General features: G+C 69.2%; 9 protein-coding genes. 6 read left to right on the top strand and 3 right to left on the bottom strand.

What is annotated here, in order from left to right:
- Positions 1-551: 551 nt before the first annotated feature.
- The gene (locus tag WA670_RS01315) at positions 552-1172 is read left to right on the top strand and encodes a bifunctional DNA primase/polymerase (RefSeq protein WP_037808345.1); all 621 of its coding nucleotides are present in this window, start codon (positions 552-554) and stop codon (positions 1170-1172) included.
- Between the two features lie 48 nt (positions 1173-1220).
- On the opposite strand, the gene WA670_RS01310 is transcribed toward WA670_RS01315, so the two are convergent.
- Positions 1221-4076, bottom strand: coding sequence for a DEAD/DEAH box helicase (locus WA670_RS01310; protein WP_336156718.1), 2856 nt, complete (start codon positions 4074-4076; stop codon positions 1221-1223).
- A gap of 276 nt (positions 4077-4352) precedes the next feature.
- On the opposite strand from WA670_RS01310, the gene WA670_RS01305 reads away from it, so the two are divergent.
- Positions 4353-6638: a sodium-translocating pyrophosphatase gene (locus WA670_RS01305; RefSeq protein ID WP_037808341.1), complete on the top strand. Its 2286-nt coding sequence runs from the start codon at positions 4353-4355 to the stop codon at positions 6636-6638.
- A gap of 137 nt (positions 6639-6775) precedes the next feature.
- Complete coding sequence (locus WA670_RS01300; protein WP_037808339.1) at positions 6776-7363, top strand: hypothetical protein; 588 nt, start codon at positions 6776-6778, stop codon at positions 7361-7363.
- Here WA670_RS01300 and WA670_RS01295 read toward each other — a convergent pair.
- Positions 7330-8109, bottom strand: a complete 780-nt coding sequence (locus WA670_RS01295) for a nucleotidyltransferase domain-containing protein (protein WP_336156717.1) — start codon at positions 8107-8109, stop codon at positions 7330-7332. The genes WA670_RS01300 and WA670_RS01295 overlap by 34 nt on opposite strands.
- A 93-nt stretch (positions 8110-8202) precedes the next feature.
- On the opposite strand from WA670_RS01295, the gene WA670_RS01290 reads away from it, so the two are divergent.
- Complete coding sequence (locus tag WA670_RS01290; protein ID WP_336156716.1) at positions 8203-8904, top strand: hypothetical protein; 702 nt, start codon at positions 8203-8205, stop codon at positions 8902-8904.
- 65 nt (positions 8905-8969) lie between these two features.
- Here WA670_RS01290 and WA670_RS01285 read toward each other — a convergent pair whose 3' ends face one another.
- Positions 8970-9785, bottom strand: a complete 816-nt coding sequence (locus WA670_RS01285) for a S1 family peptidase (RefSeq protein ID WP_037808335.1) — start codon at positions 9783-9785, stop codon at positions 8970-8972.
- A gap of 306 nt (positions 9786-10091) precedes the next feature.
- On the opposite strand from WA670_RS01285, the gene topA reads away from it, so the two are divergent.
- Both topA and WA670_RS01275 read left to right on the top strand, forming a co-directional pair.
- Positions 10092-12968, top strand: coding sequence for a type I DNA topoisomerase (gene topA / locus WA670_RS01280; protein ID WP_336156715.1), 2877 nt, complete (start codon positions 10092-10094; stop codon positions 12966-12968).
- 60 nt (positions 12969-13028) lie between these two features.
- Positions 13029-14177: an MFS transporter gene (locus tag WA670_RS01275; RefSeq protein WP_336156714.1), complete on the top strand. Its 1149-nt coding sequence runs from the start codon at positions 13029-13031 to the stop codon at positions 14175-14177.
- Positions 14178-14235 lie beyond the last annotated feature (58 nt).

The raw sequence follows: 14235 nt of genomic DNA, 5'->3' as shown, positions 1-14235 counted from the left end.
TCCAACGCGTGGTTTGCCACCGAGGCCGACCTCGCCCGACCCAACCGAAGGGAGTTGCAACCTGCCACCCGCCTCCGCTCACCCCGCCAACCCGGTCACCGCGCACCGTCCTCCGCGGCGCGCCGGAGCCACTCGTCGGCGACGAGCCGGACCGGTGACCAGTCGCCGGAACCCCGGTTCGTCCGGACCTTTCCGGCACCGGCGACGAGTGGCGAAGAACACGAGCAGCGGTCGCTGGCGCACGCCGAACGGTCAAACCCGCAGGTCAGCGGGTGGTCCGCGGGTATGCCTCAGTACGCGTGCGAAAAGGCGGGAAAGTGTCGAATCCCGTGGTGGGCCCGTTCTCGCGGGCCGGACGGCGGGGTCAGCGGCCGGTGATCGGCACCTTGTTATCGGCCGGACAGTGGGCTACTGGGCGTTCATCGCTCGGTAACGGCCGGTTGTCGCGCGGAGTCTTCCCCGCAATGTGCAACTTGCCGTTTAGTGAGACGTGCGCCACCACGGCCCCGACCCGGACGGCGCGAAAACCGGACCTCGAAGGCAGGAAAGCAATGTTGGACGCGAATTGGCCGGACAGCTGGCGGAACGCCTTCCGCATCGAATTGCGTGCGGAGGCGATCGGCCTCGCTTGGCGCGGCTGGCCGGTGCTTCCGGGGGCGACCCCGGAGCCGATCACCGCGGAGGGGGACGATCTGACCTGGCGCCGGCCGGTGCCGGTGCGCGACGACTGGCGTGAGCTGGTCGGTTCGCACGCCCACGAGGTCGCCAGCTGGTTCAGCGACCGCACGCACAGCCTGCTCGTGGCGACCGGCACCGTGCTCGACGCGGTCGAGGTGGACCAGGAACTGGGCAAGCGCGCCGCCCGGCTGCTGCGTTCCATCGGGCACCCGGCCCCGATCGTCGCGATGCCGAACGGCCGGTGGCTGTTCCTCACCCAGCCCTCCGAGCACCTGCCCGCCGAAATCGCCGAGCAGATTTCCGTGCAGTGGCACGGCAAGGACAGCTACATCCCGCTGCCGCCGTCGCCGTTCCAGCACGGCGTCGTGCACTGGCGAGTGAAGCCCGAGGTGTGCGGCTGGCAGTTGCCGCCCGCCGCCGAGGTGCAGGACGTGCTGGTCCGCGCCCTCGCCGACGAGCACGCCTCGATGCTGGTCGAGAGCACCGCCGCCTGATTTCCGGTTCCACCCCGGCAGGCAGCACGCGACAACCGAAGAAAGTTTTCACGCTCCACCGTGGCCGCACTGTTCCCCGTGCTGACGCAACGCCCCGAGCACGGCTCCCAGTACGGCCACCGCCCCTGCCTTGTCCAGCGGATCGTTGCCGTTCCCGCACTTCGGCGACTGGACGCAGGACGGGCAGCCCGTCGGGCACTCGCAGGAGACGATCGCCTCCCGCGTAGCGGCCAGCCACGGGACAATCGCGGCATAACCGCGGTCGGCAAACCCCGCACCCCCGGGATGCCCATCGTGCACGAACACCGTCGCCTCCCCGGTGTCCTCGTGCCACGCGGTAGACACCCCGCCGATGTCCCAGCGGTCGCACGTAGCGAACAGCGGTAGCAGGCCGATCGCCGCGTGCTCGGCGGCATGCAGGGCACCGGGGACGCGCGCCGGAATCAACCCGGCGCCCCCCGGTGCTCTGCCAGCACCCCCGGTCCCCGCCGGTCCCACCGCACCACCGATCTCGACCCCGGCACCGGGCCCCCGCCCATCCGCCGGATCGCCCGAAACTTCGCCGGTTACCCCGACAACCGACGAGGCACCCCCGGTCCCCACCGGTTTTCCAGCCGCACGACGGTCCGCTGCCCCCGCAGCGGCCCTGCCAATTCCCCCGGCGGCTGGCGACGCATTCCCGGTCCCCACCGGTTCCCCGCCGTCATGACTGGACGCGGACGCCGCAGCGGCTTCGTCGATTGCTCCGTCGGTTGGCGGCACGCTCTCGGTCCCCACCGGTTCTCCGGCAGCATGACTGGACGCAGCCGTCCCGCTGAATTCCCTGTCGGCTGGCGATGCGATCCCGCTCCCCGCCGGTTCTCCTGTCGACGCCGCTTCCGTGTCGCCGGAATTCCCGGCAGTCGGTGACGTGCCCTCGGCCCCAGTCGGTCCGCCAACCCCCTGGCTCGTTACCCCACCACCGCCACCCGGAGACTCCAGCAGCTCACCAGAAACCGTGTACCAAACCGCTCTCGTGTGCAGGCTCTGTTCCGGCAGGTCGAGCGGCGTGTGGTCCAGCACCTCACCCGACGGCCGCCTCCGCAAATACCCCACCACCTGCGACGTCACCGCGACCTCGCCCAGGCACACCGTCACTCCGCCGTGGCGGCATTGTTCTTCTGTCGACAGCACCGAGATATCCACGATCTCGCGCGGCGAAGTCGTCCAGTCCGGGTCCTCCGCGTGCACCAGCGCCAAGCCCGTCTCCAGGTCCAGCTCATCGACGACATACGACGATCCCTGATGCAGATACACCGCCCCGGGATGGACGGAGTAGCAAGCCGACCCGGGATCGACGGTGCCCAGCATTCGGCCGGAGTCCGCTTCCACCACTGCGATCTGATCGCCGCCTGAGCCGCGGATGCCGACTTCTCCGTGCGGGCGGTCGCGGGAAGTCCAGTACCAGCCGCTGGAACGGCGGCGCAGCAGTTTCTCCTCGGCCAGATCCGCCAGCACCGCGCGGGCCGCCTCGCCGCCGAAGGTTTCCAGTTCCGGTTCGGTGAGCGGCAGCTCCGCGACGGCGCACGCGAGTTGCGGGCCCAATACGTAAGGGTTCGTCGGGTCCAGTACCGCGGTTTCCACCGGGCGTTCCAGCAACGCGGCCGGGTGGTGCACCAGGTAGGTGTCGAGCGGATCGTCTCGGGCGACGAACACCACGAGCGCTTCGTCGCCCGAACGTCCGGCGCGGCCGGATTGCTGCCAGAACGACGCGAGAGTGCCGGGGTAACCAGCCAGAACCACAGCGTCCAGGCCGGCGATGTCGACGCCCAGCTCCAAAGCGTTCGTGGTCGCGACACCCAGCAGCCGACCCGAAAGCAGGGCTTGCTCCAGGGCGCGCCGCTCTTCAGGAAGATAGCCGGATCGGTACGCGGCAACGGTATCCGCCAACCGAGGGTCCACTTCGGACAGAAGACGGCGTGCTCCCAGCGCGGTCAGCTCAGCACCGCGGCGGGAGCGGACGAACGCCAGCGACCGAGCGCCTTCGACGACCAGTTCGGTGAGAATTCGCGCGGTCTCGACGCCAGCCGGACGGCGGACGGGTGCGCCGTTCTCTCCGGTCAGTTCGTCGAGCAGTGGCGGCTCCCACAACGCGACCGTCCGCGCACCACGCGGCGACGCGTCATCGGTGACCGCGGCGCAGTCCACGCCGGTGAGCCGAGTGGCGAAGGAGGCTGGCGAAGCAGTGGTCGCCGAAGCCAGCACGAACACCGGGGAAGCGCCGTAGTGCTCCGCCACCCGGCGCAGGCGACGCAGCAACAGCGCGACGTGCGAGCCGAAGACGCCGCGATAACTGTGGCATTCGTCGACCACGACGTACCGCAACCGGCGGAAGAACTGCGTCCATCGGGAGTGCGCCGAAAGGATGCCGCGGTGCAGCATGTCGGGGTTGCTGAACACCCAGTTCGCGTGTGCGCGGACCCAGTCGCGCTCTGTCATCGGGGTGTCCCCGTCGAACGCCGCCGCGCGTACGCCCGCGACGTCCAAAGAGGACACCGCGCGCAGCTGATCAGCACCGAGCGCCTTCGTCGGCGACAGATACAGCGCCGTCGCCCGCGCGTCCGTCGCCAATGCGCTCAGCACCGGCAGCTGATACGCCAGCGACTTCCCCGACGCGGTTCCAGTGGACACCACGACGTGCGTGCCCGCATGCGCCAGCGAAGCGGCCTCGACCTGGTGCCGCCACGGTTTTTCGACTCCGGCCGCGCGGAACGCGGCCACCGCCGACGGCTCCGCCCACTCCGGCCACGGCTCGTGCCGGGCCGCGCGTTCCGGCAGCCGGGACACGTGCGTCACCGGATTCTCGTGCGCCGGGATCCCTGCCGTGACCCGGTCCAGCAGCCTCCGTCCTCGCTCTCCCACCACGTGCCGAAGCTTCGCACAGGGCACCGACAAAACCGGGCCGAGATCGATCCAGTGACCAATCACACAAGGTTACCGAACGTGCTGTCGCCGGGACGCATTGCGGACGCGCAGATCACTACCAATACACTCCCTCGATCCACACCCACTGTGGCGAGCGTCATGTGAGACGTGCATTGCTTGCACGGCTAGCGTGTCCTTCGGCACAGATCCACGCCAGCGCAGGCGCGCCGGGTACGACGGGCCCGCGCTGGCCAAACGGCGTTCCCAGGAGGACGAATGTCCCGGCAGTTCCTCGCGGAGGGCGGTATCACGCTCTCCGGGGGTGGCTACACCATCGTCGGTGTGGTCGCCGTGGTCGCCCTTGTCGCACTGGCCATCGGTTACGTACTGCTCAAGGAGGTGCTGGCCGCGGGCCAGGGCACCGCCAAGATGCAGGACATCGCCAAGGCAGTGCAGGAAGGTGCGGCCGCATACCTGAAGCGGCAGCGCAACACCCTCGCCATCTTCGGCGTGATCGTGTTCCTGCTCCTGTTCGCGCTTCCCGCGGACGACTGGAGCGAACGGATCGGCCGGTCGATCTTCTTCCTCGTCGGGGCGGCGTTCTCGTTCACCATCGGCTACCTCGGCATGTGGCTGGCCACGCAGGCGAACCTGCGCGTGGCCGCCGCGTCGCGCGAGGAGGGCGGGCGCGAGAAGGCGATGCGCGTGGCGTTCCGCACCGGCGGCGTGGTCGGCATGATCACCGTCGGGCTCGGCCTCTTCGGCGCGGCCGTCGTGGTGCTCGTCTACACCGGCCAGGCACCGAAGGTGTTGGAGGGCTTCGGTTTCGGCGCGGCGCTGATCGCCATGTTCATGCGGGTCGGCGGCGGCATCTTCACCAAGGCCGCCGACGTCGGCGCCGACCTGGTCGGCAAGGTCGAGCAGGGTATCCCCGAGGACGACCCGCGCAACGCCGCGACGATCGCCGACAACGTGGGCGACAACGTCGGCGACTGCGCGGGCATGGCCGCGGACCTCTTCGAGTCCTACGCGGTGATGCTCGTCGCCGCGCTGATCCTCGGCAGCTCCGCGTTCGGCGCGTCCGGCCTGATCTTCCCGCTGATCGTGCCCGCCATCGGCGTGATCACCGCGGTGATCGGCGTCTACATCACGAAGGCGCGCGCGGGCGAGGGCGGCCTGGTCACGATCAACCGCTCGTTCTACATCTCCGCGGTCATTTCCGCGGTGCTGTCGGCGATCGCCGCGTTCGTGTACCTGCCGAACAGCTTCGCCGAATTCGGCGAGGGCTACGCGCACAACACCGGCAACCCCGCGGTGATCGCGACGGTCTCGGTGATCATCGGCATCGTGCTCGCCGCGCTGATCCTGCGCATCACCGGCTACTACACCGGCACCGAGCACAAGCCGGTGCAGGACGTCGGCAAGACGTCGGAAACCGGTGCGGCGACGGTGATCCTGTCCGGCATCTCGGTCGGGTTCGAGTCCGCCGTGTACACCGCGCTGGTGATCGGCGCGGCCGTGTTCGGCGCGTACCTGCTCGGCGGCGGCGTCGCGCTGTTCGCGGTGGCGCTGGCCGGCACCGGCCTGCTGACCACCGTCGGCGTCATCGTCGCGATGGACACCTTCGGCCCGGTCTCGGACAACGCGCAGGGCATCGCCGAGATGTCCGGCGACGTCGACGAGAAGGCCGCGCAGATCCTCACCGAGCTGGACGCGGTCGGCAACACCACCAAGGCCATCACCAAGGGCATCGCGATCGCCACCGCGGTGCTGGCGGCGACTGCGCTGTTCGGGTCCTATTCGGACGCGATCGCGAAGACCGTGGCCGAACGCGGCGAGGGCGCGGTCACCGCGGTGTCCTCGTTCGTCAACCAGGTGGTCAGCCCGAACACGCTGGTCGGCGTGATCGTCGGCGCGGCGGTCGTGTTCCTCTTCTCCGGTCTCGCGGTCAACGCGGTTTCGCGTGCCGCCGGCGCGGTGGTGTACGAGGTGCGCCGCCAGTTCCGCGACATCCCCGGGATCATGGAGGGCACCACGCGGCCCGAGTACGGCCGGGTCGTCGACATCGTCACCCGCGATTCGCTGCGGGAGCTGGCGACGCCGGGTCTGCTGGCCGTCTTCGCGCCGATCGCGGTCGGTTTCGGTCTCGGCACCGGTGCGCTCGCCGGGTACCTGGCCGGCGCGATCGCGACCGGCACGCTGATGGCGATCTTCCTCGCCAACTCCGGTGGCGCCTGGGACAACGCCAAGAAGCTCGTCGAGGACGGCAACCACGGCGGCAAGGGTTCCGACGCGCACGAGGCGACGATCATCGGCGACACCGTCGGCGACCCGTTCAAGGACACCGCCGGTCCCGCGATCAACCCGCTGATCAAGGTCATGAACCTGGTCTCGGTGCTGATCGCGCCCGCGGTGGTCACGCTGACGCTCGGCGGCGGCGCGGACACCACGTGGCGGATCGTGATCGCGGTCGTCGCGGTCGCGGTGATCGTCGCGGCGATCGTCGTGTCCAAGCGGCGCGGCAGCGTCATGTCGGAGACTCCGGCGGAGGCGAAAGCCTGACGCATTGCTCCATTCGGGCCCGGTACGCCTCGTGCGTGCCGGGCCCGTTCGCGTCCGCTCCCCGGGGCGAGTTGCGGACTACTGGCGGGTCGGTACCGTGCGGAGGACACGGATCTCGACGGACAGGAGTGGTGCGGGTGCGGCCGCGGTGGACCGGTTTAGCCGCGCTGGCAACAGGAATCGGGATAGGGCTCACGGGCTGCGGGCAACCGCCGCCGCCGACCGAGCAGGTCGTGTCCGGCGGGCACTCGGAAACCGCGGGCCAATCCGACCCGGCCGCGAAATGGGCCGACGGATACTGCGGGGCGGTCACGCACCTGGTTCGTGCGCTGGCGAATCTGCCTTCGATCGATCCGAGTTCGTCAGCGCAGGCCACTCGCACGTCGAGCGATCTTCTGGCGTCGGTCGCCCGCGGCATCGACCAGACCGTGTCCGGGTTGCACCGGGTCGGTCCCGCGCCGCTGCCCGGCGGCGAACCGGCGCGTACCGCTTTGCTCGGCCAGTTCGCTTCGGTGCGGCAGCAGGCGAACGAGGTGCGCGGCAAACTCGACGCGGCCGACAATCCCGCCGCGGTGAAGGCGGCGCTGGACGACGCCAAATCGGCTATCGACCAGATTTCCCGGCTCGACGTCCTCAAGGGCTTGGACGCGACGCCAGCCCTGTCCGCGGCGGGCAAGCGCGCGGCGGGCTGTCAGCAGCTGGTCGTCCCGCCCGCGCCACGCTGATCAGGATCGAGCGCCCGCCGAAGCGCGGCGGCGCGCTCCGCGTCATGGTGCGCGACGGCGGACAGGTAGTGCTGAAGCAGCGCCTGCCGAGACCGTTCGAGCTCGACCGAGCTGACCGACGCCGCCCGGCCGTCTCGCAGCGTCGCCAGCACCGGTTCGGGCAGCCGGTCGACTTCGCGCCCGTGCCAAGGATTCAAGCCGTGCCGCAGGCATTCCAGCGCGATGATCTGGTCGCGCAGGTCGTCGAGCATCAGGACTGCTTGCCACGTCCGTCCGCGGGCGATGGCCGAGCGGGCGTGCAACGCGTACAGCCAGGCCATGCCGATCATCTGCTCGCTGCCCGGTTCCGCGACGCGGGTCGGCTCGTTGGCCTGGCCGAAAACGAGCTGGAAGCCGTCCTCGGTGGCCCGGAACAGCTCGTGGGGCCAGAACGACAAGTCGACCTGGAGCGAGGAGCCGAGGAGAAAGACCCGGTAGCGAACTCCTTCGCGCGAGGTCACGTCGAGGGTGTCGGCGACGCCGAACTTCTCGTCGAGCGACTGAGTCCAGCGTGCGACGACTGCGGGTTCGTCCGCGTCCTCCGCGAGCTGAAGGACGAGGTCGATGTCCGACCAGCGGTCCTCGGTCCCGCGAGCGGCCGATCCGACCAGCGCGGCACCTGCGATGTCCGCGTCGTGGCGGGCCGCGGCGATCAGCTCGGCGCGCACCCGGACGCGTTCGGCGACTTCGAACAAAGGAACCCCCAATGCCGGTATTACTATACCGGCAACACTGTGTGCCCGGGAAAAACCTCGGCGTGACGCTCGCCTTCAATCGAACTTGTGTTCTATCATCGCGGCGTGGATCGGACGATCTCGCTGTTCTCGGCGGAGGCGACCGGCCCGGGCCTGCCAGACCTGGCCGGGCTGTTGTGCTGCCAAGGGCAGATCACCGGGTTCGGCCGCACGGCGGCGCGGCTGTCGGTGCTGGTCGAGGAGTCGTGGCGGGCTCGGGTGCTGGCGCGCGAATGCCGGAGCCGGGGTGCGGACGCGCAGGTCGCGGTGGCCGACTGCGGCAGTCCGCAGGTGCGCACGTCGTTCCGGGTCGATCTGCTCGGGCTCGCCGAACAGTGGCTGCGGCCGGGGCACACCGGTCCGGCGGAGGACGATTCGGGCAAGGCGGTGCCCGGCGGCTTCCGGCTGAGCGGCGCGATGCTCCGGATGTGGGCGCTCGCGGCAGGTCGTCCCGAACCTGGTGGCTACTTGCTAGGAGTCGATCCGCTGGCCCCAGGAATGCACGAGGAGCTGCTGGCCGTGCTCGCGCCGCTCGGCGTCCAAGCGCGGCTGCTCGGTCCGAAGGCGGAGCAGCCCGCGGTGCGCGTCAGCGGGCGGCGGAAGCTGGCCGGTCTGCTGGAGCTGATCGGCGAACCTCCGGCGGGCGCGGAGGCGGCGTGGCCGGAGCTGCCGCCGGCCGGGGAACGCCGCGAACGGACGGCGGGGGAGCCGCGCCGAGGTGCTCCGGCGGAGAGCCCTACACAGTATTTACTGGAGGCTGTGGGGTAGAGCCGCGCAGAAAAAAGGTCCCCATCGCTCAGCGGAGCGACGAGGGACCTTTCCGAGGACGGGTCTTACGGTTTCGGCAGGGTGCAGCCCTGCTGGTTGAGGTCGATCTCGTTGGCCGGGGTCAGGCAGGCCGGGATTCCGTAGGTCTCCTGGCCGTACTTGTAGTTCGGCCGCACGGTCACGTTGCCCGCTTCGTCGACCTCGCACGGGTTGTTCAGCGTGCAGCGCTGGCCGTCGTCGTTGGACGTGTTGTTCACGCCGATGACCTTGCCGGTGTTGCGGTCGACGACCGGCGAACCGGACGTGCCGCCGATGGTCGCGCAGCCCGGCACGTACCGGATCGAGTCCTTCCAGACCCAGTTGTTCTCGTGCAGTTCGTGCACGAAACCGTCGATCGAGCAGGAGTAGATCTGCTTCCAGTACCCGGACACCACGTCGATCGGCGTGCCCGCCTGCGGATGGGTGTTGACCAGTTCGAGCGGCGGCACGCTGTACTTCTGCTCGATGTCGGCGTAGGTGTCGCTCAGCTGGTAGAGCGAGATATCAGTGTCGGTCATCGTCGCGTAGACGACCTTGGTCGCGGTCACGGTGCCCACCGAGCTCTGGCCGTCCGGCGACAGCAGGTCGAACGAGCGGTTCGAAGGCTGCCCGACGATCACCTGCCCCGGATCGGGCATGCCGTCTTCGAGACAGTGCCCGTTCGAGAGCACCATCGCGGGCGCGTCCATCGGCGTGGCGGCCGGTTTCACGACCGAACCAGAGCAGTTGGACAGCGCCACGGCACCGGTGAACGTGGTGGTCGCCGCGCTCGCTTCGGGGGCGGTGACCAGCGCGAACGTCGCCGTGATGGCGATCGCGGTGCCAACCAGTCGGCGGATCATGGTGGGTTCCTTTCGGCTGGGGGGAGGAATAAGTGAACCGTCGACTTCCTTGGACCCGCCACCGTCTAACGGAGGGTATCGGTGGTATGACCGGTTACCCTGCACGGCACGTGTCCGATATCACGTGCTAGGTGTGGAAAGGAAACATCGCCGAGGTCAGCGGCGATCCGACGGGCAAGGGCCCGGCGGCTCGTCAGGGCACCTCGGCGCTGCGCGGACACTGGGGACGTGCACACTGACAGGTCGAGACGCGGGCGCAGTACCCCTCTGGTGCAGGGGTGAGAGCGCCGCTGCGGCGGCGCGGAGATGAGTGGAGAGCAGGGCAGCGTGGCAGGAACACGGACCAAGAAGAGCGGCGCCGGGGGCAACGGTGCCGATCGACGGCGGCTGGTGATCGTCGAGTCGCCTACCAAGGCCCGCAAGATCGCCCCTTATCTCGGCGGCAACTACGTCGTCGAGTCCTCCGTCGGGCACATCCGGGACCTGCCCCGCGGCGCCGCTGACGTCCCCGCGCAGTACAAGGGCGAATCGTGGGCCCGGCTCGGCGTCGACATCGACAACGACTTCAAGCCGCTCTACATCGTGACCCCGGACAAGAAGTCCAAGGTCACCGAGCTGAAGGGGCTGCTGAAGGACGTCGACGAGCTCTACCTCGCGACGGACCCCGACCGCGAGGGCGAGGCCATCGCCTGGCACCTGCTGGAGACCTTGAAGCCCAAGGTCCCGGTGCGCCGGATGGTCTTCCACGAGGTCACCGAGCAGGCCATCCAGGCCGCCGCCGCGGCCACCCGCGAGCTGGACGCCGACCTGGTCGACGCGCAGGAAACCCGCCGCATCCTCGACCGGCTTTACGGCTACGAGGTCTCGCCGGTGCTGTGGAAGAAGGTCATGCCGAAGCTCTCGGCGGGCCGCGTGCAGTCCGTGGCGACGCGGATCGTCGTGGAGCGCGAGCGCGAGCGGATGCGCTTCACCTCGGCGTCGTACTGGGACATCTCGGCGACCATGGACGCTGGCGAAGACGCTTCGCCGCGTACGTTCCCCTCGCGGCTCATCGCGGTCGACGGTGCGCGCCTCGCGACGGGTCGCGACTTCGACTCCAACGGTCAGCTCAAGGGCAACACCGCGGACATCCGCGTGCTCGGCGAATCCGACGCCCGGGCGCTGGCCCAGGGGCTGCAGAACCGCGACTTCAAGGTCGCGAGCGTCGAAGAGAAGCCGTACACGCGGAAGCCGTACGCGCCGTTCATGACGTCGACGCTGCAGCAGGAGGCGGGCCGCAAGCTGCGCTTCACCTCCGAGCGCACGATGCGGGTCGCGCAGAAGCTGTACGAGAACGGTTACATCACTTATATGCGTACCGACTCCACGACGCTGTCGGAGTCGGCGATCACGGCCGCGCGAAGCCAGGCAACGCAGCTGTACGGCAAGGAGTACGTCTCGCCGTCGCCGCGCCAGTACACGCGCAAGGTGAAGAACGCGCAGGAAGCGCACGAGGCGATCCGTCCGTCGGGCGAGGTCTTCCGTACGCCGGGCCAGGTCGCGAAAGAGCTGGACACCGACGAGTTCCGGCTCTACGAGATGATCTGGCAGCGCACGATCGCGTCGCAGATGGCGGACGCGAAGGGCACCACGATGTCGGTGCGCATCATCGGCACCGCCACGACCGGCGAGGAGTGCACCTTCGCCGCTTCGGGCCGCACGATCACCTTCGCCGGCTTCCTGAAGGCATACGTCGAGGCAGTCGACTCCGAGGCCGGCGGCGAGGCCGACGACAAGCAGAGCCGGCTTCCGGTGCTGGTCAAGGACCAGGGCCTGACCGCGCCCGAGCTGTCCGCGGACGGCCACTCCACGTCGCCGCCCGCGCGCTACTCCGAGCCGAGCCTGGTCAGCAAGCTGGAAGAGCTGGGCATCGGCCGCCCGTCGACGTACGCGTCGATCATCAAGACCATCCAGGACCGCGGCTACGTCTGGAAGAAGGGCTCCGCCCTCGTTCCGTCGTGGGTCGCGTTCGCGGTGATCGGCTTGCTGGAGCGGCACTTCGAACGGCTGGTGGACTACAACTTCACCGCCGGTCTCGAGGACGAGCTGGACCGCATCGCCAGCGGCGACGAGCACCGCGTCGAATGGCTGTCGAAGTTCTACTTCGGCGGCGACTTCGGCGTCGAGGGTTCGGTCGGCCGGCTCGGCGGGCTGAAGAAGCTGGTCGACGGCAGCGTCGAGGGCATCGACGCGCGCGAGATCAACTCGATCCCGATGTTCAGCGACGCCGAAGGGCACCAGGTCGTGGTGCGCGTCGGCCGCTACGGGCCGTACCTGGAGCGCGAGGTCAACGGCGAGTCGCAGCGCGCGAACCTGCCCGAAGACCTGCCGCCGGACGAGCTGACGGCGGAGATCGCGGAGAAGCTCTTCGCGACGCCGCAGGAAGGTCGCGTGCTGGGCACCGACCCGGTCAGCGGGCACGAGATCGTGGCGAAGGAAGGCCGCTTCGGCCCGTACGTCACGGAGCTGCTGCCTGAGCCGGAGCTGCCCGAGGACGCGACGGCGGCGCAGAAGAAGGCCGCGAAGGCGAAGCTGCCGAAGCCGCGTACGGGCTCGCTGTTCAAGTCGATGTCGATCGAGACGATCACGCTCGACGACGCGCTGAAGCTGCTTTCGCTGCCGCGCGTCGTGGGCAAGGACCCGGAGTCGGGCGACGAGATCACCGCGCAGAACGGGCGCTACGGGCCGTACCTGAAGAAGGGCACGGACTCGCGGTCGATCCAGACCGAGGACCAGCTGTTCTCGATCACGCTGGAAGAGGCGCTGAAGATCTATTCGGAGCCGAAGCAGCGCGGCCGGTCGGCCACTGCGCGTCCGCCGCTGAAGGAACTCGGCGACGACCCGGTGTCGGGCAAGCCGATGGTGGTCAAGGACGGCCGCTTCGGCCCGTACGTGACCGACGGCGAGTACAACGCGACGCTGCGGAAGTCCGACAGCATCGAGGAACTCACCGCGGAGCGCGCCGCCGAGCTGTTGGCGGAGAAGCGCGCGAAGGGCCCGGCTCCGAAGAAGCGGACGACGCGCAAGGCACCGGCGAAGTCCACCGCGACGAAGTCGACCACGACCAAGTCGACGGCGGCGAAGTCGACCACTGCGAAGAAGGCACCGGCGAAGCGGAGCAGCACCGCGACGAAGTCGAAGTAACGAGGATCTGAAGGGCCACCTGGAAACTCCGGGTGGCCCTTTCTCGTGTCAGGGGGATGGATGGGGGAGACACAGCGCGCGCGTGCCGCGGTTTCCGTGGTTTTCGCGGTATGCGGTGCGGCGTTTGCTTCGTGGGCGGCTCGAATTCCTGCGGTACAAGGAAAACTCGGCCTCAGCGCCGGAGAGCTCGGGATCGGCCTTTTCGGGCTCGCCGCCGGTTCGGTCGTCGCCTTGCTGGCGGCGGGGCCGTTGATCACGAAGATCGGCAGCCGGCGCGGGGTTCTTTGCGGAGCCACGGTCTTGTGCGGCGGCTTGCCCCTCGTCGCCTTCGCGCCGGACGCGCCGCTGTTCGTCGCCGCGCTCGTCGTGCTCGGAGTGGGCAACAGCCTGCTGGACGTCTCGATGAACGCGCACGCCGCGCGCGTCGAAGAGGCTTACGGACGGCCAATTTTCGCTGGGTTCCACGCGTTCTGGAACATCGGCGGACTGGCGGGCTCGGGTCTCGCGGCGCTGATGGAGGTCTGGCGGGTGCCGGTCGAAGCGCATTTCACCGGCGCTGGTGCCGTGCTGCTGGTGCTCGGGATCCTGGCCGCTACGCAGTTCTTGCCGGGCGCTGATCGCGGACAGGGCGATGCGGCGTTTGCCTTGCCCAGCAAGGCATTGATCCCGTTGGGCGTGATCGCGTTCTGCGGGTTCGTCGCGGAAGGCACGGTGAACGACTGGAGCGCGGTCTACCTCCGAGAGGTCACCACGGCGAGCGCGGCTGTCGCGTCGCTGGGCTATTTCGCGTTCTCGATCACGATGATCGCGGTGCGCACGGTGGCCGACCGGGTCGTAGAGCGTGTTGGTGCGGTGTTGTTCATGCGGGTCGCTACGGCGGTGACGGTCGCCGGGTTCCTGCTGGTGGTCGCGGTTCCGGTGCCGGTGGTCGCGGTGGTGGGGTTCGCCGTGGTCGGGCTCGGCGTGTCCGGGATGGTGCCGCTCGCGTGGAGTGCGGCCGGGCGCAAGCAGCCGGAAGCGCCGGGCCGGGCGATCGCGGCCGTCGCGGCGTGCGGGTACCTCGGGTTCCTCGCCGGTCCGGTGCTGGTCAGCGGCCTGAGCGGCGGGATCGGCCTGCACTGGACACTCGCTGTGGTCGGTGCCCTCGTGGTCACGGTCGGTTTCCTCGCGCCCACAATGCGTGTCGGCGAGCCGGTGTCGCGGCGCTGACCGACCGCTCGGCGCACGGATGGGTTGACTCGAACAAAAGTTCGAGAAATTGTCGGTA

The sequence above is a fragment of the Amycolatopsis sp. VC5-11 genome (assembly GCF_037034185.1).
GTDB lineage: Bacteria > Actinomycetota > Actinomycetes > Mycobacteriales > Pseudonocardiaceae > Amycolatopsis > Amycolatopsis nivea.
The sequence above is the reverse complement of the archived record's forward strand: the minus strand, read 5'-3'. Positions and strand labels throughout refer to the sequence as shown.